16 protein-coding genes and 2 pseudogenes are annotated in these 23,767 nt (G+C 72.7%); 10 read left to right on the forward strand and 8 right to left on the reverse strand.

All coding sequences use genetic code 11. From position 1 onward, the window contains the following. Positions 1-627: 627 nt before the first annotated feature. Complete coding sequence (locus tag IEZ01_RS35790; protein WP_189205397.1) at positions 628-1,794, reverse strand: IS701 family transposase; 1,167 nt, start codon at positions 1,792-1,794, stop codon at positions 628-630. Between the two features lie 1,144 nt (positions 1,795-2,938). On the opposite strand from IEZ01_RS35790, the gene IEZ01_RS32835 reads away from it, so the two are divergent. The 9 genes and pseudogenes from IEZ01_RS32835 to IEZ01_RS32875 all read left to right on the forward strand — a co-directional run. After that, positions 2,939-3,520, forward strand: coding sequence for a TetR family transcriptional regulator (locus IEZ01_RS32835; protein ID WP_267907333.1), 582 nt, complete (start codon positions 2,939-2,941; stop codon positions 3,518-3,520). Positions 3,521-4,178: 658 nt separating this feature from the next. Next, on the forward strand, positions 4,179-4,706 hold the full coding sequence (locus IEZ01_RS32840) for a DinB family protein (RefSeq protein ID WP_019891675.1): 528 nt from the start codon (positions 4,179-4,181) through the stop codon (positions 4,704-4,706). Positions 4,707-5,233: 527 nt separating this feature from the next. Further along, positions 5,234-5,968 (forward strand): annotated as a pseudogene (locus tag IEZ01_RS32845) (formylglycine-generating enzyme family protein). 447 nt (positions 5,969-6,415) lie between these two features. Further along, entirely contained in the window at positions 6,416-6,955 is a 540-nt protein-coding gene (locus tag IEZ01_RS32850) for a hypothetical protein (RefSeq protein WP_189205401.1), read from the forward strand. Positions 6,956-7,470: 515 nt separating this feature from the next. Then, positions 7,471-7,962, forward strand: coding sequence for a hypothetical protein (locus IEZ01_RS32855; RefSeq protein WP_189205429.1), 492 nt, complete (start codon positions 7,471-7,473; stop codon positions 7,960-7,962). 53 nt (positions 7,963-8,015) lie between these two features. Further along, positions 8,016-9,539, forward strand: coding sequence for an MFS transporter (locus IEZ01_RS32860; RefSeq protein ID WP_189205403.1), 1,524 nt, complete (start codon positions 8,016-8,018; stop codon positions 9,537-9,539). Next, entirely contained in the window at positions 9,536-10,801 is a 1,266-nt protein-coding gene (locus IEZ01_RS32865) for an acyltransferase family protein (RefSeq protein ID WP_229833328.1), read from the forward strand. The genes IEZ01_RS32860 and IEZ01_RS32865 overlap by 4 nt, the downstream gene beginning before the upstream one ends. Continuing rightward, on the forward strand, positions 10,798-11,406 hold the full coding sequence (locus IEZ01_RS32870; RefSeq protein ID WP_019891682.1) for a DsbA family oxidoreductase: 609 nt from the start codon (positions 10,798-10,800) through the stop codon (positions 11,404-11,406). The genes IEZ01_RS32865 and IEZ01_RS32870 overlap by 4 nt, the downstream gene beginning before the upstream one ends. Before the next feature lie 900 nt (positions 11,407-12,306). Continuing rightward, positions 12,307-12,588 (forward strand): annotated as a pseudogene (locus IEZ01_RS32875) (response regulator transcription factor); the annotation flags it as partial. 155 nt (positions 12,589-12,743) lie between these two features. Here IEZ01_RS32875 and IEZ01_RS32880 read toward each other — a convergent pair. The 7 genes from IEZ01_RS32880 to IEZ01_RS32910 form a co-directional block, all read right to left on the reverse strand. Beyond that, positions 12,744-15,248 carry a sugar phosphate nucleotidyltransferase gene (locus tag IEZ01_RS32880; RefSeq protein ID WP_189205405.1) on the reverse strand — a complete coding sequence of 835 codons (2,505 nt, stop codon included), beginning with the start codon at positions 15,246-15,248 and terminating at the stop codon, positions 12,744-12,746. Positions 15,249-15,435: 187 nt separating this feature from the next. Continuing rightward, complete coding sequence (locus IEZ01_RS32885) at positions 15,436-15,807, reverse strand: STAS domain-containing protein (protein WP_189205407.1); 372 nt, start codon at positions 15,805-15,807, stop codon at positions 15,436-15,438. A 5-nt stretch (positions 15,808-15,812) separates the two neighbouring features. After that, positions 15,813-17,786 (reverse strand): AGE family epimerase/isomerase, encoded by a 1,974-nt coding sequence (locus tag IEZ01_RS32890; RefSeq protein ID WP_189205409.1) that lies wholly within the window; start codon positions 17,784-17,786, stop codon positions 15,813-15,815. Positions 17,787-17,882: 96 nt separating this feature from the next. Then, positions 17,883-18,512, reverse strand: coding sequence for a DJ-1/PfpI family protein (locus IEZ01_RS32895; RefSeq protein WP_019891689.1), 630 nt, complete (start codon positions 18,510-18,512; stop codon positions 17,883-17,885). Between the two features lie 145 nt (positions 18,513-18,657). Beyond that, a complete protein-coding gene (locus IEZ01_RS32900) occupies positions 18,658-19,215 on the reverse strand; it encodes a nuclear transport factor 2 family protein (protein ID WP_189205411.1) in 558 nt (185 codons plus the stop codon). 76 nt (positions 19,216-19,291) lie between these two features. After that, the gene (locus IEZ01_RS32905; RefSeq protein ID WP_189205413.1) at positions 19,292-20,926 is read right to left on the reverse strand and encodes a thiamine pyrophosphate-binding protein; all 1,635 of its coding nucleotides are present in this window, start codon (positions 20,924-20,926) and stop codon (positions 19,292-19,294) included. Positions 20,927-21,030: 104 nt separating this feature from the next. Next, positions 21,031-21,858, reverse strand: coding sequence for a type 1 glutamine amidotransferase domain-containing protein (locus IEZ01_RS32910; protein ID WP_019891692.1), 828 nt, complete (start codon positions 21,856-21,858; stop codon positions 21,031-21,033). 813 nt (positions 21,859-22,671) lie between these two features. Between IEZ01_RS32910 and IEZ01_RS32915 the strand changes: the two genes are divergently transcribed. Beyond that, a partial coding sequence (locus tag IEZ01_RS32915; protein ID WP_189205415.1) for an acyltransferase family protein occupies positions 22,672-23,767 on the forward strand: 1,096 nt, incomplete at its 3' end.

The raw sequence follows: 23,767 nt of genomic DNA on the forward strand, positions 1-23,767 counted from the left end.
GTTACACCGTTCGATTGACAGACCCCTCAGCGGTGGGTGGCTGGGTGCGTTCGTGTGTATGCCGGCACCGGGGGCCGGTAGAGGTGTCAGGGGCGCCGGCGATGTGTTCGTGCGTCGTGTGGCGTTCGATCAATGGGCGGATGCCGTCCTGCTCCTCGTGGATCTTCATGGCTTGAGCGCGCCCGGTGTCGTGGGCCGGGTGAACGTGATTGCTGGGCGGGTTTGTTGGAGAGCGGGGGAGCCGGGGAGGGCGTCGGGTTTTCGGACCGGGGCCTTTAGGTGATGGTCCGGCTCGGGCGGGCGGCGACCGTTGGTGGTCGGGTGCTCGTGCCGGTTCGTTTCCGGGTTGTGGTTGTTGGCTGCCGAAGGGAGGGGCGGGGGTGCGGGGTGGTCTCACCCGTTTTGCCGTTCGGCCGGGTGGGGGGCTGAGTGGTGGTTGGTGCCGGTCGGGGGTTTGGTCGTAGTGGTCAGGCTGGGGGGTGAGCAGCCGGCCGGTGTTGAACGGCTCCTTGGGGGAGCGCGGTAGTGGCTGTTGGAGCGTGAGGCCCTCGGCCGTGGTCTAGGTCAGGAGTCGGTCCTGCGGGTGTGGTTTGGCCGGTCCTGCTGCCTTGCCTTGTGCTCGTGGGTTTATGCGGGTTGGGGGGTGGGGGTGGGGGTGAGGTGGTGGTAGGTGTAGGCGGCTGAGACGAGGGTCATGTGGTGGTGCCAGCCGGGGTAGGAGCGGCCTTCGAAGTCGGTGAGGCCGTAGTGGTGTTGGAGGGTGTTGAGGGTGTGTTGGGTGTGGGTGGTGTGGTGGGTGAGGGTGGTGAGGTGGTCGATGGGGGTGTGGGTGAGGTTGGTGAGGTAGATGGGGGCGGGGGGGTGGTGTGGGGGGCGGGTTTGGGTGAAGAGGCGGTAGGTGCGGTGGTGGGTGGGGTGGTGGGGTTGGGTGGGGAGGTGGATGAGGGTGGAGATGGTTTTCTGTGGGTGGTGGTGGGTGGTGGTGTGGTGGGTGTGGGTGAGGTGGTGGTGGGCGGTTTGGGTGTGGTGGGTGGGGGGTGTGTGGCGGTAGTTGGTGGGGGGTCGGTGGTGGGTGGGCTGGATGGGGGTGGTGGGGGGGATGGCGAGGATGAAGTCGTGGTTGTGGCGGGTGAGGGCGTGGGTGAGGGGGGTGGTGGTGTCGGGGTGGTTGGTGAGGTCGGCGATGAGGGGTGGGGGGGTGTGGGTGGTGTGGTGGGTGAGGGTGGTGACGAGGTCGAGGGTGTGGGCCCACAGGGGGCGGTGGCGGGCGGTGGTGGGGATTTTGGTGCGTTGGCGGAGTGTGGGGTCCTGGTCCCAGGGGTCGGGCAGGAGGAGGCGCCAGTCGACGGGGATGTGGGCGGTGGGGGTGGCGAGGAATATGCCGAGGCCGACTTGGCAGTTGACGGTGCGTCCGGCGGTGGGGTCGAAGCGGCGGTGGACGCCGCAGGAGTGGGCGCCGCGTTTGGGCAGGACGGCGGTGCCGATGGTCCAGGCGTGGATGGGGGTGTGTTGTTCGGTCAGGCGGGCGAGTTCGGTTCTGGCGGGGCGCCAGTCCCAGGGGCTGGCGTTGATGAATTGCTGGAGGGACTGGGAGGCGGTGGGGGAGGTGGAGACGGTGGCGGCGAGGCGGCGGACTGATTTTTTGCCGGGGGTGGTGAGGAGGCCTTTGAGGTAGACCTGGGCCCAGCGGCGCTGGTCGGCGCGGGGGAGGTGGCCGAACAGCGTGTCGGTGTAGGCGTAGAGGTCCGCGTCGTCTGCAAGGTGGCGGGTGCCGGCCGTGTGCTGGTCGGTCATGGTGCGTTCCCTTCTCGGTGACGGCCCCAAAAGAATAGAGAACGTTCTCTTTCTTTTTCTAGCGGGGTGGAGGGGTGTGCGCAACTTGGGCAGGTCGGCGCGGGGTGGGGGAAAGTGGTGTCTTCTTTCCCAGGTCGGTGTTGTGTGGGGGGTGCCACGGGGCGAAGGGTTGGTGTTGCACACGCAACGGCAAGGCCTTCTGGAGTCCTGTGACCAGTCCTTTCCCTTCCCCTTCCTCTTCTTCTTCGGTCCGGCGGCCGGGTTCTGTCCTTTCCCGCGGCGCCCGCGGCGGCTGCCGCGGCGGCGTCCGCCGTGCCCCCGGCGGCGGCTGTGGCGGCTGTGGTGGCTGGTGTGGTGCTGTGGCGGGCCGGTGCCGGCCGGGTACGGGTCTTGCGGTGTGCCTGGGTTGCCGGGGTGGTGTGTGCGGGCGTGGCGGCCGGGTGGCCGGGGTGGGTGTGTGCCGTCCGGTCCTCTCGCGCCGGGGTGGTCTTCTGGCGTGTGACGGCTGCCTGGTGATGGCTGGGGGCGTCGGGTTGCCCGCGTCCGGTGGCGGCCCAAGGGGGGTGGGGCGGGGGGGCCGTGATGTCTTTTCCGGCCGGGGCCGGGTGGTGTGCGGCCGGCGTGGCCGTCCCCTCCGGGGCGGCGGTGGCCTGGCCGGTTTTCCGGCGGGGCCGCTCGCGGAGGGCGGTGGCCTGGGGGATGGGGGCGGGCGGTGCCGTGGCGGCGGCTGTGATGGGGGGCGGGCGGGCTCGCCTTCGGGCAGTAGTCCTTGCCGGGCCGCCCCGGGTGGTGGGCTTGTCGCGGGTGGCGGGGGCCGGGCCCTTGTTCCGTACCGCCACGCCCCCGTCGCGGGCGGCGGGCGCGCGGTGGTGGTCTCCACCCGCCGTGGGCGGGCTGTGGGGGGCGGGTGTGAGGCTGGTGCCGGGGCCGGGTGGGCCGCGGTGCCCGGCTGGTGCGGCTTGGCCTCTCCTTGCGTCTGCGCGGGTTGGTCTTTTTGTGTCTCTTCGGGTTTCTGCGGCCTGTGTGGTGTGTCGGTGTTGTCGGTTTCTTCGGTGGTGCCGGGGTTTGAGGCTGTCTTGGTTTGCTGTGTCTCTTGGGGGTTGTGGTGAGGCAGGAGCGGGCTGAGCGGACGCGGCGGGTGTTGGTGGCGGCTGCGGCGGGGGAGTTTGACCGGGCGGGGTTTGAGGGGACGTCGCTGGCGCGGGTACGGGCGGCTGCGGGGATTTCGATGGGGGCGTTGACGTTTCATTTCCCGACCAAGGACGCGCTGGCGCAGGCGGTGCAGGGGGAGGGGATGGCGCTGGCGTGTGGGGTGGTGGAGAAGGTGCGGGCGCAGGGCGGGGGTGCGGTGCAGGGGGTGGTGGCGCTGACGCTGGAGCTGGCGGGGCTGCTGGAGTCGGAGGCGTTGGTGCGGGCGGCGGCGCGCCTGGCGCGGGAGCGTGGTGGTGTGGGGGGTGTGTGGTGCGGGGTGTGGGCGCCGGTGATTGAGGAGTTGCTGCAGGGTGCGGGTGAGGAGGAGTTCGGTGCGGTGGGTGACCGGGTGACGCTTGCGGCGCTGGCGGCTCATCTGGTGACGGGTGCGGAGGCGCTGGTGCGCTGCCGGCTGGGCGGGCCCGGCGCCGGTGAGGGCGGGCATGTGCATGGTGAGCACAGTGCGCGCGAGCAGCTGGCGGAGATATGGGCGTTGGTGATGCGGGGGCTGAACGTGCCCCCGGCCGCCCCCTGATGCCGTGATCACAGGCCGGCCGCCTCCTGATGCCGTGATCTCATGGCGTGGTCTCATGCCGTGGTGTGAGGCGGTGGTGTGAGGTGGTGGTGTGAGGTGGGGGTGTGGTGCTGTTGCCGGGCTGGTTGCGCCGTGGGGACTCAGCTGCCGACTGCCGACTGCCCACTGCCGGCTGTGGGGTGGCGGCTGCGGGTGTCGCGCGCAGGTGGGTGCCTCTTTGTGCTGGTGGGCCGCCGGGGCCGGGGGTGTGCGGCGGCCTTCACGATGCCTGCGGGGGCGGTGGGCTGAGGGTGTGGGATGTGCCGACGGGAGATGGGTGCGTGCCGGCGCGGGCTGGGGTGTTCGTGGGCGGTCCCCCGCCCTGCCGGTGAGGAAGGCGTGCGCACGGCCCCCCTGCCGGGGGTCTCTTGGCCGGGTACGGGAGGGCCTTGTCCGGTGCAGGGAGGGGCCGGTGTTCACGGTGAGGGGAAGGACACGGCCGGTGCCGGGCCGGGGGCGGTGCCAGGCCGGGGGCGGGTGCGCGGGCTGAGGGGATGTGCGGGTCTTGGGGGTGTGCGGGTTTTGGGGGTGGTGGTCGGGGGAGTGGACCGCCTGCTGAGCATGGCCCAGATGGGTATTGAGGACAGCAGCTGGCCTAGATGCCTTCTACGGTCGGTCCATGACCACGTCGTCGCACAACCCGGCCCTGTCCCTTCCCGGCGAGCACGGTGAGCTGCTGCATGCACTGGGCGAACAGCGGGCGTTGCTGCTGCTCACCGTGCGCGGCATCACCGACGCCCAAGCCGCACAGCGCACGACGGTGAGCGAGCTCACCCTGGGCGGCATCATCAAGCACCTCGCCCGCGGTGAGCGGGTCTGGACGCAGGTCATGGTCAGGGGAGACGGAGAACTGCCGCAGGGCATGCTGGAGGTGGACCAGTACCGCATGGCCGAAGGCGAGACGCTGGCTGGGCTGCTGGAGCAGTACGCCGCCGCCGCTGAGGGGACCGAGCGGTCGGTGGCCGCTGTGGCGGACCTCGGCCGGAGCGTTCCTCTTCCGCAGAGTCCCTGGTCCCCGCCGGAGACGGTCCACTGGTCTGCGCGCCGGATCCTGCTGCACTTGATCAGGGAGACGGCCCATCATGCCGGACACGCGGACATCATCCGGGAAGCACTCGATGGAGCCAGTACCACCGCTCAACGGTGACAGCCACCCACTTGCGATCCCCTCAGACCGACACGGCCGAGGAACTCACCGCCCTGCCGTGCCTTCGAGCGCCCACCAGCCGAAACCGCGCCGGTCGAACGCGCCCTGCATACGGGCCACTTCGGCGTCGCATTCTTTTCCGGCCCAGCAGCTGCCCCAGGTACTTGCGCACCGCGGGATCGGCGTTCATCGCCGCCCACAGCTTAAGGCCGGACTCGCGCCGCGGGCGCGGCAGGAGACGGCCGGTTCGCAACCACGGGCATGCGGCCCAGCCACCCCGAGGGCAGGCAGGGCCTCGACCGGTGATGCCGAGCCCCCCCGTGCTGGGCAGGCCCGTTGTCGGCGTACGCATGAATGCGCTCCCGCCTGGTACACGCGAACGTGCACCTCTTGCTCAAGCCGGAGCGCAGCCGGTCTGGCCCGGTGTCCTCATCCCAAGGTCGCGGTCGGGATGGGTCCCTCGGCCGGTGTCTACCCCGACTACCAAGGTGATCACGAGGTGCGTCTGTTCGACCGGAGGAGGAGCCATGCGCAGCCAGCAGGTGGACTGGGTCGCGGTTCCGGCCGGGGTACTGCGCCGCGGGGCGCCCCTCGAGGAGGTGGCGGCGGTGGCACGCCGCTATGCGGAGACCGGGGTGCCGGTGGAGTGGTACATGAAAGAAGCCCCCCGGGCGCAGATCCACCTCCCGGCATTCCGGATCGCCCGCACCCCGGTCACAGTCGGCCAGTGGGCGCTCTTTGCGAAGGCCGGCGGCCGACCGGTCCCACAAAAGCCGGCCAGCCACCCGGTCACCGGGGTCACCTGGGAGGCGGCGACGGCCTGCTGCCGGTGGCTCGGAGAACGGATCGGTCTCGATGTGCGGCTGCCCACGGAGGACGAGTGGGAGCGCGCCGCGCGGGGCGACGACGACGGGGAGTTTCCCTGGGGCGGCGAATACCGCACCGGCCTGGCCAATCTGGTGGACCTCGGCATCGGCACCACGACGCCGGTCGGCTCCTTCCCCGGCGGAGGCAGTCCCTTCGGCGTGCTGGACATGGCGGGTAACGCCGACGGGTGGACCTGCACCCCTTACGCCCCCTACCCCGGCGCGCCCCCACAGGTGCCGAGCACCGAACCCTGAGCCTTTGACCGGCACATCACCCGAGGCGGCGCGTTCCGCCACGACCGGGACCTGGCCCGGTGCGCCCGCCGGCACGGCGCCTATGAGCAGGACCTGGAAGCGATCGGCGTGGGCTTCCGCCTGGCGGCACCGGCCGCGTAGAACCGGCCACCACGCCGACATCACATCACGGGCGGACCCCCTCAAGGCTGTGCATGGATCGCTGTACCGACCTGCACATTCCGGTGTACGCCAACACCCGCCCCGGGCGGCGGGCGGTGGCGCTGGTGAGGGAACCGGTCCGGCGGAAGCCTTTCCGGCGGCGTAAAATCGACGGCCTCATCGGGGGGATGCCGGCCCGCAACACGGAGCGGTGTGCCCGGGCCCAGGCCGGCAGCTCCCCTGGGGGGCTTGGATCGCTGCGGGCGGCGCACGGGTGCGCGGCCTGGGACCGGCCGAGCGAGGGATGGCGCGCCGGGACATGCAGCGAATTTCTCTCCCGCAGACGGTGGGGCCGGGGTGCCGGTGTCTTCGCCGACTGTCTGCGGCACGGCAGTGATTGACGGGCGGGCTGTTCCCGCGGTACGCCGGCTGGCAGACTTCTTGATCATGTCGAACAGCGGACTGTGGGTCGGTGTCCTTACCGCGCTGACCGCGCTCGGGGCGAGCTACATCACCGCGCGGGCGACCTCCCGCGCGACGCTGGCCCAGGCCCGGACCACCACCCGGGCGCAGGCGGTGCGGGAGCAGCGCGAGCGGAGGCGGGCCACCTATCGGGAGATGATGGGCTGTACGCACGCGTTCAACGAGGTCACCTGGCAGATCGACGAGGTCGACGCGGCGCCTGACCGCCTGGGCAGGGACCGGCTCCTGACGCAGATGTGCGAGCGGATCGCCCCGGCCATCGGGGAGATGAACAAGGCCACCCACGAAGTCCGCCTCGACGGCCCCGCCGAGGTCTCCGACGCGGCGGAGGAGGTGCGCCAGAAGGCACGGCGCGTGCAGCCGCGGCTCAAGGCCCTCATCGGTGACGGCCGGCCCGAACCCCGGCACGAGTACGACGCCGCCTACCAGGAGTTCCGCGAGGCCTACCTCACCTTCATCCACCTGGCGCGACGAGCACTCGAGGTCAACGACGAAGAAGGGTGACCCCCGGGGACGACCGGCACCCCGGTGCCGGCCCCCCCGCCGGGCAGGACCAGGCCCGGCAACACCCGCCGGGCAACACCCGGCATGGACACCGCCCGCGGCGGCGGGTCCGGCCGGGGCGGTGAAGGGCACAGACCAGCCCCCGCGCCCACCGCCTGGCGCCTCCCCCCGGGGGGCATGCGCCGCCCGGGGACCACCACCAGCACCACCAGCACCGTCAGCACCGTCAGTGATGACGTACACCTCCCGTGGTGGTGGGGTCGCGGCCGGGCGGTGAAGGAAGACCGGCCGCCCCCGGGACGGCGCCCCCCTGCCCGCGCCCTCGCCCGCAGGCCACGCGCCGCGCCGCTCGGCGGCATCGGGCGTACGTCCGCCCTCTTGCGGCGCCCCAGCCGCCGTTGCCCGATACGCCGTCCCCCCGGCGGCACCGCCGGCTCCCGCCCACCTCCCGCGCCGACCCCCTGGCCCGTCCGTCTCGCGCCGCCCGCCGGTGAGCCGGCACGGGGGCGGGGCACTTGCGGATCCTCGGCCGCGCCGAGGAGGGCGTACGCGTCGGGGCCAGCGGCGGGGCGGCCCAGCAGGCCCGCGTCGACGCTGGCGTAACCGGCGGAGCGGGCCTTGGCGCCGGGGAACGCAGCGGCGAGCAGGCGCCGTTGGCCGGCGAAGAGCGCCTCGCCGCCGAAGAGGGCCAGCTCCACCGCCGCCGGCCGCTGACCGGTCGCGAGCAGATGCTCGGCGAGCCGGCACAGGGTGGTGGGAGTGCCGGTCAGGACCTGCGCGGAGAGGTTACGCAGGGTCGGAACCGTCGATGCGCGACGGGCGAGCCCGTCACCGAACTCGGCCGCCCGGGCCCTGTCGTGGTGACCAGCCTGTTCCGGGGGCTGACGCGGGTCATCCGCTACCCCGCCGGCGACCGCGCCGAATGGACGTCGCATGGCGCGCCGGGGTGGGGGAGGTGGGTGCGGCTTTTGGAAGTTGGTGTTGTTCGCGGGGTGGGCGGGGGGTGAGTGTGAGGTGACGTGGCCGGCCGGTGGGGCCGGCTGTGGGTGGGGAGGGCGGAATGACTGTGGCCCAGGCCGAGGCGGGGGTGGGTGTGCGTGGGGGGTGGCTGCTGGGGGTGGTGCTGGGCGGGGCGTTCTTGGCCGTGTGTGACGCGTTCGTCGTGAACGTCGCGCTGCCCTCGCTGCGGGCCGATCTGGGGGCCTCCTTCGCCCAGGCGCAGTGGGCGGTGTCGGGGTATGTGCTGGTCTACGGCCTCGGGCTGGTGATGGGCGGCCGGCTGGGCGATGCGTACGGGCGCCGGCGGCTGTTCGCAGTGGGGGTGGCGCTGTTCACGGCGGCGTCTTTGGGGTGCGCGCTGGCGTGGGGGCCCGGGGTGCTGGCGGTGTTCCGTCTGGTGCAGGCGGCGGGTGCGGCGCTGTTCTACCCGCAGGTGCTGGCGGTGCTGCAGAGCGAGTTCACCGGCCGGGCCCGCGCCCGGGCGTTCGCCTGGTTCGGCGCGGTGATCGGGGTGGCGTCGGTGGCCGGACAGCTCCTGGGCGGGCTGCTGGTCGACGCCGATGTGTGGGGACTGTCGTGGCGGGCGGTGTTCTGGATCAACGTCCCCCTCGGAGCCGCCCTCGTGGCCGGCGCTATGGCCACCATCCCCCGCAACGCCGCCCGGCGACGGGCCGGGGTGGATGTGGCGGGCACCGTGGCCGGGATGGCCGCGCTGGGGCTGGCATCGGTGGCCCTCACCTTCGGACCGCAGGCCGGCTGGGCCTGGTGGATATGGCTGATGCTGGCCCTGGGCGTCGGGCTGGGGGTGGTCTTCGTCCGCCACGAAAGCCGCCTCACCTCCCGGGGCGGGTGCGCGGTGGTCGACCCGGGCCTGCTGCGCGGCGTCTTCGGCCGCGGCTGCGCCCTGGCGCTGGCGTTCTTCGCCGGCAACGCCGCCCTGTTCTTCGTCCTGACCCTCTATCTGCAGGACCAGCTCGCCATGAGCCCGGCCGCCGCGGGGCTGGTGTTCACCCCCCTCGCACTCGCCTTCACCGCCGCCTCCCTCCTCGCCCCCCAAGCCACCACCCGCTTCACCACCAGCCAGGTACTGGCCTGCGGCTACGCGCTCAACCTGGCCGGCACACTCGCCCTGGGCGCGCTCGTCCTGGCCGGCCCGCACACCACGGCCGCCTGGTGGACGGCCGGGCCGCTCACCGTCATCGGCCTCGGACAGGGCCTGGGCGTCAGCCCGCTGTTCGCCCACGTCCTGGCAGGAGTGCGGGAGCGGGATACCGGGGCCGCCTCCGGCATCCTGGAAACCGCCACCCAACTGGGCATGTCCCTGGGCGTCACCGCCGTCGGCCTGCTCCTGACCGCCACCCTCCCCACCCCCGCCCCCGCCCCTGCCGACGGGGCGGGCGGGGTGGCGGCGTTCGCGGCCGCGGCAGGGCTGTGCGCGGCCCTGGCTCTGCTCGCGCTGCTGCTGGCCCGCCGCCTCACCCACCCCCAACCCACCCCCACCACCCCCACAGCCCCGGGCACAGGTGAGACCCAGGCCCCGGCCCCGGGTGCGGGTGTGGTGTCGGTGACGGCGGGCCGGCCGTGACCGCCCGCCGCCCCGACGACGCCCCCGCGCCCGTGCCCGTACGCCGCCGGGCCCAGGGCAGTGAAAAAGAGGCCCGTCCCGCGCCCCGGCCGGGCCCCGGCGCCGTCTCGGGGGCGGTGCACGGCCCGGCTTTCGGTGGGCGGTTGCCGTCGTTGACGGGGCTGCGGTTCTTCGCGGCGCTTGCGGTGTTCGCCTTTCATGCCACGTTCGACAATCTGTTCGCGGACCGGGCGGTGGGGGAGCGGTTCGCGTTCTGGCTGGGGTCGGCGGGCTGGGTGGGGGTGTCGTTCTTCTTCGTGCTGTCGGGGTTCTTGCTGACCGTCTCCGCCCGGCCCAAGGACACCGCCCGGGCCTTCTGGCGCCGGCGGCTGGTGAAGATCTACCCCAGTCACCTGGCCGCCGGCCTCCTGGCGCTGGTACTGATGTGGCTGACAGGCCGCCAGATCACCGACGTGTGGGAGAACCTGCTGCTGGTGCAGGTGTGGGTGCCGGACGTCACGGTCATCCTGTCGGTGAACCCGGTCAGCTGGTCCCTCGCCTGCGAGGCGGTGTTCTACCTCGCCTTCCCCCTGCTGCTGCGCGGCGTACGCAGGCTCGGCCCGGCGGGCCTGGTGCGGGCCGCGGCCACCCTCGCGGCCGCGGTCGGGGCGATGCCGGCCTTGGCCGCGCTGCTGACCGACGGCGGGCCGGACATGGGCTGGCTGCCCGTCTCTGAGGACCGCTACTGGTTCCTGCTCGCCTTCCCCCCGGTCAGGGCGCTGGAGTTCGTCCTGGGCATGGTGATGGCCCGCATCGTCACCGCCGGCCGCTACCGCGGCCCGGGCATGGCGCTCTCCCTGGCCCTGCTCGCCGCCGCCTACCTGACCGCCCTGCACGCCCCGATCGAGTACTCCTTCGCGGCCCTGACCCTGCTCCCGGTCACCGCGGTGATCTGCGCCGCCGCCCGCCAGGACCGCAGTGGGGTGCGCAGCTGGCTGCACCGGCCGCTGCTGCAGTACCTGGGCGCCTGCTCGTTCGCGTTCTACCTCCTGCACCGCCTGGTGCAGTTCTACGGCCACCACGCCCTTGGCCCCACCCGCACCTTCCCCACCCTCACCGCCTTCGCCCTGATCGCCGCGTCCGCGGTGGTGACGGGGCTGGCCGCGCACCTGATGCACACCCGACTCGAGATCCCGCTGATGCGCCGCTACGCCCGCCCCCGCCGCCCCGGCCGCCGCCGGGGTGGTGTGGGGGTGCGGTCCGATGCCCAGGAGCGTTCATGACCGTCCGTATCGACATCTGGTTCGACTACATCTGCCCCTACAGCCTGATCGCCCGGCAGGTCCTGGCGCGGGCCACCGCCCCGGCCCGGACAGGCGGGCTTCAGGTGGAGACGGTGTGGCATCCGCTGGAGGTGAACCCGAACTGCGTGGAGGAGGCGGGGGAGTATCCGCGGGGGGTGTGGGAGAACGCGGTCCGTCCGCTGGCCGAGCGGCTCGGCGCGAAGGTGCCCGGGCCGCCGGGACATCCCCTGCGCAGGGCCCGGATGGCGTTCTTCGGCTACCAGTACGCCCTCGAGCAGGACGCCGCCACCCGCTACAGCGACGCCGTCTTCCACGCCTACTTCCACCAGTGGCAGGACATCTCCGACCCGGTGGTGCTGACCGCCCTCGCCGCAGGGTGCGGGCTGGATCCGCGGGCCTTCCGCCAGGCGCTGCTCTCCCCCCGCTACACGCGGCTGCACATCGAGGCCGACGCCCGCGCCCGGGGCGTGACCGGGGCGACGATGGTGCCGGTCGTCACGATCGGCACCTGGCGCATGGACGGTGTCCCCACCGACGACGACCTCGCCGGCGCGATCACCGCGCAGAGCGCCGGCCCGGCCTGACCCCCGCCCCCTGACCCCCGCCCCCTGACCCCCTACGCCCCTACGCCCCTACGCCCCTACGCCCCTACGCCCCTGCCCCCTGGCCCCCTACGCCCCCGCCCCCGGTCCAGTGCCCGGTTGCGCCGTGGCCGGCCCGGCTGCTGCCGGCGCACACCCGGGCGACTACCGCCTTTGCAGGTGAGTGCGCGTCCTCACCTGCCAGGGGCAGCCTGATCGCACACGTGCCGCATGAGACGAACCCCTGCCCCGTCCAGCAGGGTTGGCGGCCCCCGGCGCCCCCGGGCGGCTCGCGTCCGCGCTCGTGGCTGTTGCCGCCTGCGGCACCGGGAAGACCCCGGCCGGCCGGCCGCACGGCACGCCTGCCGCGAGTGCGGGGAGTGCTGAGGTGGGGGCCGGTGCGGCGTTCACGGCGATGCTGCAGACGGTTGCCCGGTCGTGTCCGCCCAGTGCCCCGCCGACGGGGGCCGCCGGCCGGCCCGGCGCGGCCCCTGCCGCCGTTCAGGTGCCGCCGGATGTGGAGCCGATCGCCCCACGGCGGACGGGCGGGCGGGGGTGGAGTGGGAACGCCTGTGACTGGTGCGCGAGCGCCCTGCATGAAGAGCGCATCCCCCTGACCGGGGTGGGATCGTTCCGATCCCACCCCGGTCAGGGAAAGGGACGGTTCTCCATCACCTCGGCTACGTCGATGCGGGCGTTCGCGTCCTTGAGCGGTCCGGTGCGAGCACGCGGTTCTTTCCCCGGCCTGCGGAACGTGGGCGGACGGCTCGGCCCGGCGGACGGCGCCCCGGTGAGGGCATCGTCGCCGGCACATGTCACCCCGCAAGCGGGCCCCTTCACGCCTGAAATTGGCGCAGGCACGGAACATCACGCACCGGCTGGTCAGGTGGTGCGGCGGCGGGGCTGATCAACCGCTACCTCACCCAGCCGCCGCTCACCGCCGCTCACCGCCGCTCACCGCCGCCGCCGCCGGCGGGGGCGGGGGGGCTTGGGGGGGGGCTGACCGGCCGTGAACGTGAGGTGGTGGTCCTGGTCGCGCAGGGTTTGTCCAACGACGAGATCGCCGGCCGCCTGGTGATCAGCCCGCTGACCGCGAAAACCCACATCAACCGTGCCATGACCAAACTCCACGCCCGGGACCGGGCCCGACTGGGCGTCTTCGCCTGCCAGTTGGGCCTGGTGACCGCGCACACCCCTGACCCCCACCCCCGCCCCCACCCCCGCCCCCGCCCCCACCCCCGCCCCCGCCCCCGGCCCTGGCCCTGGCCCCGGCCCCGGTTTTAGAGGGGGGCGCCTCTGCCGGTGCGGGGCCGGCAGGGGCGGGGTGGGCGGGCGGGGGGTCAGGAGGCGGTGCGGGTGACGGTGTGGTGCCAGTGGTCCAGCAGGGCGTCGGTGGTGGCGGCGTCGGGGCCTTCGGCCCACAGGCGGGTGGTGGCGGTGGCGGAGTCGGGCAGGACCAGGGTCCAGCTGCCGTCGGCCTCGATGACCCGGACACCGTCGGTGGTGTCGATGGCCCGGGCTCCGGCGTGTTCGACCACGGAGCGCATGACCAGGCCCTTGTCCTGCCAGGCGGTGGGGATGTCGCGGTGGCGGACGTGGGCGCGCGGGAGGCGGGCGGTCAGTTCGCTGAGGGGGCGGGGGTTGATGTGCAGCAGGTGGGTCAGGCGGACGAAGGCGGCGACGGCGTCGGGGTGGAGGGAGAAGGCGGGCAGGACGAAACGGCCCTGGCCGTCGGCGGCGAGGATGGTGCCGGCGTGGGTGGCGGCCCGGGTCAGTTCGCCGGGGGTGGTGGGGATGCGGCGGATCTGGCCCAGGTGGGCGGCGGCGCAGCGTTCGGCGGCGCGGGTGGCGGTCACGGGCAGCGCGATCAGCCCGCCGCCGTAGTGGGCGGTGGTCAGGTCGCACATCAGCAGCAGGGTCTGCTCCTCACTCAAGGGCCGGCCGCGTTCGTCGACGAGGTGGAGGCGTTCGGCGGCCGGGTCGATGCGTATGCCGAACGCGGCGCGCTGGGCGCTCACCAGCGCGCCGAGCCGGTGCAGGGCGGCCAGTTCCTGGTCAGGGGTTGCCGGCGGGGCGCCGGCGGGGGGCTCCAGGGTGTTGTTGACACACAGGGCGTCGATGCCCAGCTGCCCCAGGACGGCCGGCAGGGTGAGCGCGGCCGACCCGTGTGCGGTGTCGATGACCACCCGCATCCGCGGCCCCGCCCCCACACCCGCTGTGGTGGTGAGGCGGGTGGTGAGCTGGTGGGCGTAGGTGTGCAGGGGCAGGGGGGTGGTGTCCAGGGCGCCGGTCTCGCCGGCCAGGACGCGGCGGTATTCGCGGCGGTTGAAGACGCGCTGGAGGGTGCGTATGCGGGCGGGGGCGAGTTCGGTGCCGGTGGCGTCGAGGAAGCGGATGTCGACACCTGCGGGGTCGGTGGGGCTGGTGGTGAGGAGGATGGCGCCGTCGTGGGCTTCGGCGGTGTGGGCGCGGGCCAGCGGCAGCGGCACATGGCCCAGGTCGCGCACGGTGACGCCGGAGGCGCGCAGGGCCGCGGTCATGGCCGGCAGCAGGATCTGCCCGCCCTGGCCCAGGTCGCGGGCGAGCGCGAGGTGGGCGCCGCGGCGCAGCAAGGTGGCATACGCGCCGGCCAGACGCACGGCCAGGTCGACGGTGATCTCGCTGCCCAGGGTGCCGCTGACCCCGCTGGGGGTGAACAGGGTCTTGGTGCCACGGGATTCCCAGATGAGGCTGTCGGTGACGGTGGTGTGCGCCTCGATGGTCTTGCCCGGGTAGACCAGGACGTCGTCGGTGAGGGCGGAGTCCTCCTCCATCACACAGTTCGCCCCCAGCACCGAGCCTTCGGCCAGGCGGGCCTCGGCGCGCAGCGTCGCACCGCGCCCCACCACGCAGCCGCGCAGCTGGGTGCGCGGTCCGGCATAGGCGTGGGGGTGGATGACGGCGCGTTCCAGGGCGGCGCCGGTGTCGATGACGGCGTGCCGGCCGACCACCGTGTGCGTAAGGCGGGTGCCGGGCCCGATCTGGGCGTGCGCGCCGATGTGCAGCGGCGCGGTCAGTACGGCGGTTGCGTCCACACTGGCGGTGGGGTCGACGAACACCCCCGGGGCGACCTCGGTGCCCTCCCGCTCCACCCGCACCTGGCCCTCAAGGACGTCCGACTGGGCCTTGAGGTAGGCGGCGTGGGTGCCCACGTCCTCCCAGTAGCCCTCGGCGACGTAGCCGTAGATCCCGCCGCCTTCGGCCAGCAGCCGGGGAAAGACGTCCGAGGACCAGTCGCACGGCTCGCCCTCGGGCACCAGGTCGAGAACTTGCGGCTCCATCACGTAGATACCGGTGTTGACGGTGTCGGAGAACACCTGCCCCCACGTCGGCTTCTCCAGGAAACGCTCCACCCGCCCGTCGGGGTCCGTGATCGTGATCCCGAACTCCAGCGGATCGGGCACCCGGGTCAGACAGACCGTCACCAGCGCCTTGTTCTGCCGGTGGAAACGGATCAGATCGCCCAGGTCGATGTCGGTCAGCGCGTCACCGGAGATCACCAGGAACGGCTCGCCGCCCAGCTGCCGGGCGGCGTTCTTCACACTGCCCGCCGTGCCCAGCGGCTCCTCCTCCTTGGCATAGCTCAGCTCCATCCCCAGCTCGCTGCCGTCGCCGAACTGCTCCTGGATCCGGGCGGCCAGATACTGCACGGTGACCACGGTCTGCCTCAGGCCGTGCCGGCCCAGCAGCCGCAGCACGTGCTCCATGATCGGGCGGTCCGCGACCGGCAGCAGCGGCTTGGGCAGGTCCGAGGTCATCGGGCGCAGCCGGGTGCCCTCGCCCCCGGCCATCACGACAGCCTTCATGTGCGGTGATCCCTCCGTTGACGACGCGTCGAAGACGCCGCCCCCCCGTGATGTGTGCCGGGCCGGCGGCGCCGCCCAGGCCGCAACCACACCCCTCAGGGGGCGTGGCACGGTCCAAGCGGTTGCGTGCAGATAGGTCGGTTGGGCAATGAACAGACGTACACAGACGTGCAGGTAGGGGTGGTTCTCAGGCGGCGAGCGGCCCCGCCGGTCCGGCCGGGCTTGTGGGGGCCGGGCTTGTGGGCGGGGTTTGGGTGACGAGGGTGACGGCCCGGTCGAGACCGCCGGCCGCCAGCACGCGGCGGACGTCCTCGCCCGCGCCGTCCAGGACGATCTGCGCACCGGGCGGCAGCTGCTGCTGGGCGAAGGCCAGACAGCGGATCGCCGCGGCCGAGACGCCCGTCAGGTCCGCCATCTTCAGCACCAGCCTGGACGGCGGGCGCGTCAGCGCCTGCTCGATCAGCCGGCGCAGCGCCGGGACCTGCTGGTCGGTGAGGTTCCCCGACAGGTACACGGTGGCGGCCGAGCCGGTGAAACCGAGATACGCCTCGAAAGTCATACGGGTCAACTCCTCGTCCAAGCAGGGGTGTTCGCCTCATACACCGGCCGCCCGCCCCGCGCCCCGCCCGCCCCGGCAGCCGCGGCGACCGCGGCGGCGGGCGTGGCGGGGGTGGGGGTGAGGCGGACCTTGACGGTGACCCGGTGGGCGGTGTCGGGCAGGGTGACGGTCAGCGCGTCGGCGTCGAAGGCGTGGTAGGGCGCGCCGTCGATCAGGACGTGCTCCAGGCGGATGCGGCCCGCGGGCAGCAGGTCGGGCGCCACCCGCAGCAGCCGGCCGGGGAAGTCGGCGTCGGGGTGCGGCTTGAACCACAGATCCACGCTCTCCTGGCGCAGCAGCAGCCGGGTGTAGACCTCGGCGAGGTAACACAGCTCGGCCTTGTGGTACATGGCCATGGCGTGGCTGCCTTTGAGGCGTTCGTTGCCGAAGAGGAAGGGGATGCCCTGGGCCAGGACGGTGAAGTGGACCGAGCCTTCGTCGTGGTCGAGGAAGAAGGCGTTGTAGAACGCCGATGCCTCCTGGGCGTGCCGCAGCCACTGCTCCGCCTCCCTGCGCCCCTGTTCCTGCCCTTGCGCCTGTCCGCCGCCGGTGGCGCCGGGGGTGGTGGGGTGGGTGCCGGCGAGGATGAGGTAGGCGAGGATGGCCTGTTCCTGCTGCCACCAGGTTTTGCGGTCGTGCCAGGCGAAGTCGTGCCGGCCGCCGTTCGCCTCGCGCTGCAGGACGTCGTACCAGCCGCCGCGCTGTCCGTCGCGTCCGTGCGCGGGCAGGGTGCGGGCCAGGGTGCGGGCGAGGTGGGCGTACTCGCGTTTGGGCAGCACGCTGTGCATGCGCGTCAGGTTCCAGGCGATCTTCAGGTTGTGTCCGACCACGGCACGGTTCTGCTGCCAGCCCCAGGTGTGGTCGGGGGTCCAGTCGGCGTGGAAGCGTTCGTTGACGAACGGCCCGGCGCCCGGGGTCCGGTCGGGCATGTGGGTGACGATCATGTCGAAGGTGTGCTCGAGCATGCGCCGGTAGCGGTCCTCGCCGGTGGCCAGGTACAGGTTGATCAGGTACGCCGGGGCGTGATCGCCCACCGAGTTCCAGTTCTTGCGGGAGTGGTTGGGCCCGAGCGAGTCGTGGTGGGGGCTGAGGGTGACCGGGTCGATGTGGGAGTAGTAGCCGCCCAGGCGCGGATCGCGGAAATGCTCCTCGAACAGGCGGACCGTGCCGTCGATGTCGGCCCTGATCACCGGGTCGCCGGTGATGCGGTAGGTCTGGGCCAGGCCCACCAGGGCGTAGATCTGCTCGTAGGCGGGGATCGCCCGGTAGTCGTCGCCGAACTCCGAGGCGAACAGCTTGCGTTCGGTGCTCGGTCCCACATCGATGCCGTGGTACCAGTACACCAGCCCCGCGGCCTCGTCGAAGAACCGCATGTGGTCGTGGAGGTAGCGGGCGCCGCGTTCGGCGACCTCAAGGAAGTCTTCGTCGCCGGTGAGCATGTACGCCGACGCCATCCCGTACACCATCCGCGAGAGGGTGTCGGTCTCCTGCACCGAGCTGGGGCTCTTGTGCCCGCCGGGGCGGATCTCGGTGCGGTAGTCGGCGAAGTCGATGGGGCCCTCGCCGAACTGGCAGCGCCGCTGGAAGCGGGCCAGCTCGGTGAGCTGGCCGGTCCACCAGCCCGGCTCGTCGAACCGGAACGGCACCTCGCCCTCGCCGGTGAACACCAGCTTGTCCGCCTGGAACCGCAAGCCCCCCGCATCGGGATAGACCGGACCGTAGGCGAACACCAGCGCCCCGGGCCGCAGATACCGCTGCAGCTCGCCGGTGACGTCCAGGTAGGGCTCGCCGAGATTGCGCAGCAGCTGCGCGCAGGTCGTCTCGGTCAGGTGGATGACGGCCGTCCGGCCGTCCAGGGTGGTCAGGGTGAACCGGCTGCCGCGGTAGTCGGTGACATAGCCGCACGTCAGCTCCGAGAAGGTGAAGGTGACCTCAGCCACCGCACACCCCCCGCCCGGCGCAGCAACGATTCTGCACCCCGGCCCCAACCCCAACCCCGGCCCGGGCCGCGATGGCGGTGCGGGTGGTGTGGGGGGTCATGCGGCGGCTCCGGTGGTGTGGCCGGTTTTGCTGGGCTGGGTGAGGCGTTCGATGACGGTGCGGGCCAGCAGGTGGCAGTGGTCGGCGGTGCGGGAGGTGATCAGGTCGCGGTCGACGACGAGGTCCTGGTTGAGGTAGACGGCGCCCATGTTGCGTACGTCGGCGGCGAGGTTGTTGTGGCAGGCGACGGGCCGGTCGCGGATGAGTTCGGGGGCGGCGGAGAGCAGTTGCAGGCCGTGGCAGGAGAAGGCCTTGATGAGGCTGGGGATACGGAAGGCGCGCCGCAGCAGTTCCAGGGCGGGCGGGACCTGTTCGACGTCCTCGCTGAAGCGCAGCCGGTCGGCGACCATGCCGGAGGGCACGATCAGGGCGGAGTACTGCAGCAGTTCGTGGTAGTCGAGGGCTTCCAGGTCGCCGTCGACCTGGAGGGATCCTTGGTGCTCGTGTCCGGTGAAGGTGAGCTGCGGCTGCCCCCACAGCCGGGTCAGCAGCCGTGGGTGGGCGCCTTCCTCGGCGAACCGCCGCTGGTAGTAGGCGATTTCTTCCTCGACGAAGTCGCTCTCCAGAAGGATGCCGATCTGCTTTCCGGCGAGCCGTCCGGTGGGCAGTGGTTGCACGTGTCCCATGTGGGTTCCCGAGTCGAGAGGGCTGATGAAACAAATGAAGCGGAGTGGGAAGCAGGGGGTGGGGGAGCGGGGCTGAGGTGGAGGAAGGGCCGGCGGTGAGGGAAGCGGGGGCAGCACCGGCCGTGAGGCGGGCGCTGCCCGGGGGTCACAGCGGGGCGGAGCCGGGCAGCGGGGTGAGGGAGTCGACCCGGTAGGTGAGGATCCGCAAGGAGCCGTCCGGAGCGGGGGTGAGGGTCCAGCTCTGGGCCGCGTCGAAACCCAGCCACTGGCTGGTGGCGGCCGGCGCCATCCAGCGCCGGGTCTGCCAGCGCACCTCGACCCCTACCCGCACCAGCTCCCCGCCCGCCCCCGGGACTCCACCCGCGCCCGGCGCCGGGTCCGGCGGTTCGATGTGGACGGCGGTGATGTCGTGGATCTCGTCGAAGAAGAGGTGGGTGACGGTCTCGTACCAGAGCGAGAACCCCTCGATGCCCTCGATGGTGCCCTCGGGGAACTGCATCACCAGGCCCTGCGGTGCCAGCATCCTCAGCAGGCCGGACACCTCCTCGTGCCGGTCCAGGGCCGCGTACCAGTCGCGTACGAGGGCGTGCACGGCGGCCTCGTCCACCCCCGCCCCCGCCCCCGCGCCGGCGGTCTGCGGTGCGGGGGGTGCGGGCGGGGCGGTGGGTGTCGTGTGGGGCGCGGGCAGGGCGGGCGCGGACATGGCGGAGGTCTCCTCCAGAGATGGACCGGGATGGACCGGGCGGGGCGGGGCCGGGGTGTGGGCCGGTGGGCGGCTCTCAGGTGGTGATGAGGTCGATGAGGTAGGGGCCGTCGTGGGTGAGCATCCGGGTGACGGCGGCCTCGATCTGGCCGGGGTGTTCCACCCGGGTGCCCTCCACCCCCAGGGAGCCGGCGAGTTCGGCGAAGCGGATGTCGGGGCGGGAGAGGTCGAAGGCGTCGGGGTAGGCGTGGCGGGGGATGCTGCGGGCGCGCCAGTACTCCTCGATGTTCAGGTCGAGCAGCTTGTAGCGGCGGTTGTTGCAGATGACGAACTTGGCGTCGATGCCGTAGCGGGCGGCCGTCCACAAGGCCTGGATCGTGTACATCGAGCCGCCGTCGCCGCTGAAGCCGACGACGTGGTCCTTGGGCCGGGCGAGTTTGATGCCCAGCGCGCCGGGGATCCCGACGCCGAGGGATCCGCCGCGGGTCTGGAAGTAGGTGCCCGGCAGGCGGGGCGGCAGCTGCGCGGTCAGTGCGGGTGAGGCGGTCAGCGCCTCGTCGAACACGGTCAGGCCCCCCGGTGCCTGTGCGGCGAGCTCGGCCGCGAACCGGCCCATCATCCCCCCGGCCCCCGCCCCCGCCCGCGACCCTGCCCCCGCTCCCGCCGCGGCCGCGGGAGTGGGACGGGTCGTGGCTGCGGCGGTGTCGGGCGTGTGGCGGGTGAGTTCGTCGGCGAGGGCTTTGAGCGTGAGGCGGGGGTCGGCCGCAAGCGGCAGGTCGACGGGGAAGTTCTTGGCGATCTCATACGGGTCGGCGTCGATGTGCACGCTCCGTACGTCTTGCTGGAAGGGGCTGGTGCGGTGGGGGAAGACCTCGGGGAAGAGGTAGGTGCCCACGATCAGGACGCTGTCGGCGCCGGCGACGGCGCGGGCGCTGTCGGTGCCGGACATGTGGGGCAGGTTCCCGGCGAACAGGGGGTGGGTGGTGTCGAAGTTGACCTCGGAGGAGTTCACCCCCCACACCCGCGCGCCCAGCAGTTCGGCCACCGCCCGCAGCTCGGCCTGGGCGCCGCTTGCGGCGACGCCGTCGCCGATGAGGATCAGACGCCGCTCGCCCTCGGTCAGGAGTTTCGCGGCCTGGCGGATCTGCTCGCTCCCGGGCCGGGTGGGCAGGGCCGGGACAGTCGTGGGCAGGGCTGTTTCGAGGGTGTGCTGTTCCATGACGTCGGCGGGCAGGACGACGGCGACCGGTCCCCGCGGCGGGGTCATGGCGATCTTCACCGCGCGCCGCAGGACGCGCAGCAGGGACGCGGGATCGACGACGCGGGTGGCGTACTTGGTCACCGGCCGGGCCATGGTGACCAGGTCGCAGGCCATCTGGGCGTCCATCGCGTCGTAGGCCAGGCCCGCCTCGCCGACCAGCGCCACCAGCGGCGAGCCGCCCCGCAGGGCCTGGTAGAGCATGCCGATGCCGTTACCCAGGCCGACCCCGGAGTGCAGCTGGACCACGGCCGGGCGCTGGGAGGCGCGGGCGTAGCCGTCGGCCATGGCCAGGGCGACGCTCTCATGCAGGGCCAGCACGTAGGTCAGGGGTGAGCCGTCGGCGAGGTCGAGGAACCCCTGCTCGACGGTTCCGGGGTTGCCGAACATGTGGGTGATGCCGTCGGCGGCGAGCTGCTCGAACAGCGCGCTGTTGCCGGGCCTGGCGGACATGCTCCTCCTTCACACGAAGACCCGCGCCCCCCCGTCCCGCCCCCGCCCCGGCGCCTGCGGACAGGAGACAGGGGGCGGGGGAGCGGGGACCGGGGGCCGGGGGGCTACCAGCCGTGGCGGGTGAGGCCGTTTTCCAGGACCTCGACCAGCAGCTCGCCCGCGGGGGCGGAGTCGGGGGTGGAACGGGCGGTGACGAACGGGAAGTCGACGATCACCGAGGTCTCCTTGCCGACGTTGCCGTGGAAGGCGCCCTCGGGGCCGGTGGCGTCGCGCAGGATGTACTCCAGCGGATACGGCGGCGGGCCCATGTTGAACTCCACGCCGACGAAACCGGTGCCGTCCTTGTAGTCGTACTCCTTGGGGTGACCGGTGACGTGCTTGCCCCACAGCAGGCTGGTGCGCTGGTCGTAGTCACGGGCGAAGGCGAGCGCGGCGATGCCGTAGCACTCGGCCAGGATCGGCTTGCCGGCGGTGACGAACGCGCAGATCACCTCGTGCAGCCGCTCGTTGTTGGCCAGGTCCACCAGCGGGCCGCTGCCGCCGACCAGCACCAGCGCGTCGAAGGCGCCGAGCAGTTCGGCGGTGGCCGCCGACAGCGCGCGGTGGTAGTCCTCCAGCTCCCGCAGATGGTTCAGGGCGCTGTAGTACGGGCGCTCGGGAACCATCTCCGCCAGGCTCAGCGGATGGTCCAGCCGGCTGGAGTCGTCCAGGGTCCTGGCCCGCCGGGCCATGTCCCGTGAGGTGACCGTACGGCCCAGCGGCGGGTCGATGTACTCGGAGTCCAGGCTCGGCGGCAGCGCCTGGGGGCGCTTGCCGAACGGAGTGATGAACGTGGTGCGGTATCCGCGGGCGTCGAACACCTCCAGGGGCCCTACGAGTTCTTCGCCCCAATAGCCGTATTCGGACAGCACCACCAGGATGCGCTTGGACACGGATGCCTCCCTAGCCGTGCGATGAGCCGTGCCGATGAGTCGTTGCCATGAACCTGCCGGTGAGCCCTGACGGTGAGCCCTGCCGTGCTGCGTACCGCGTCGGCGTACCGGCCGTGGACGCGCCGGCACCTCGGGCACTTCCCGCCTGGCGACCGCTGTCGCGGCGCGTGCGACCGTCCGGCGGAAAACAGCCCCCCAAAGGGGCCCCGGCCGGGCCGGGCAGTGATGCGCCGAGCGGTGAGGTGCCGGCGGTGATGTGCCGTGGGTGAGATGCCGGCGGTGAATGGTGAGGTGACGGGAAGCGAGTCAAACCGGCCGCCCCCCGTCCGGGCAACGAACGCCCCCGCGTCCACCGCGACTTCCCCGACTTGCCCAGATGGCCCGGCCCCGGCAAGTTGCCGAGGTCGCAGCCGGGGGGCCCGCCGGGCATGACCGCGCCTGCCGTTTTCTGTTCCCCTGAAGGCCTTGGCGCCCCACCGCCGCACCCCTGAAGCAGGCCGGCCCGAAACCTCACCCGGCCCGCCGGACCGCTGCCGAAACGATCCACCACTCACCCCGGCCCCGGCCGGAACCCGCCCCTCCCCACACCACCCCGGCCCTCCCCACGGGAGCGGGGCAGCGGGGCGGTGCCCCGCTCGGACCACCGGCCGCTTTCCGTACGAGGACGGGGGTGTCCGACTGCTCCCGTACGACTTGGGTGCCCGGCCGTTCCCGTACGACGGGGGTGCCCGAGCGTTCCCGTACCGCCAGCTGTTCCCGTACCACCGGCCGCCATCGCGCCAGCGGCCCTGTCGCCATCCGAGGAGTTGTGTCATGGCCTGCGTAGCTGACCGGCCCGTGCGGCTTGAGTCGCTGACCGGCCTGCGGTTCGTCGCGGCGGCCCTCGTCTTCGCCTTCCACGCCTCCTTCGAGGGCTTCTTCGCCGACGAGCGGATCGGGCGGCCGGTGGCGTTCGCGCTGAGCAAGGCCGGCTGGGTGGGGGTGTCGTTCTTCTTCGTCCTGAGCGGTCTGGTGATGGCCCTCTCCGCCCGACCCGGCGACAGCGCCGCCCGGTTCTGGCGCCGGCGCGCCGCCCGGATCTACCCCAGCCACCTGCTCACCACCCTCGCCGCGCTCGCCCTCGCGCTGGCCTTCGGTGCGAGCGCGCTCGACGCGGCCGGCATCTGGCCGCAGCTGCTGCTGGTCCAGTCCTGGTCGCTGCGGCCGGAGATCTACGCCGGCGGGAACCCGGTCAGCTGGTCACTGGCCTGCGAGGCGGTGTTCTACCTCGCCTTCCCCTGGCTGTGGCGCCACCTTCGCGCGATCCCCGCCCACCGCCTGACCGCCACCGCCCTCGCCCTGGTCGCGGCCGTCACCGCCCTCCCGCTCGCCGCCTCGCTGCTGCCCGCCACCCCGCTGGTCACCATGCCCGACGGCACCAGCGGCCAGTGGCAGTTCTGGCTCGTGTACGTCGCACCGCCGGTGCGGGCCCTGGAGTTCACCCTGGGCATCCTCATCGCCCGGATCGTGCGCGAAGGCCGCTGGAAGGGACCGCGCCCCCTGCCCGCAGCCCTGCTCCTGGCCGCCGCCTACCTCGCCGCCCTGAACGCCCCCTACCTCTACAGCCTGGTCGCCCTCACCCTCGTCCCCCTCGCCCTGCTCACCGGCGCCGTCGCCCACGCCGAGATCACCGGCCGGCCCCTGCGCCTGGCCGGGCCGGTATGGATCCGGCTGGGGGAGCTGTCCTTCGCGTTCTACCTCCTGCACCGCCTGGTCCTCATCCACGGCCACCAACTCCTCGGCTCGCGCGCCTACCCCACCCCGCTGGCCGCGGCCGCCGTGCTGGGCGCGTTCGCGGTGAGCCTGCTGCTGGCCCAGCTGCTGCGCACAGCCGTGGAGCAGCCCTTCGTACGCCGCTTCGCCGCCCCCC

The sequence above is a fragment of the Streptomyces purpureus genome (assembly GCF_014648195.1).
Taxonomy (GTDB): Bacteria; Actinomycetota; Actinomycetes; order Streptomycetales; family Streptomycetaceae; genus Streptomyces; species Streptomyces purpureus.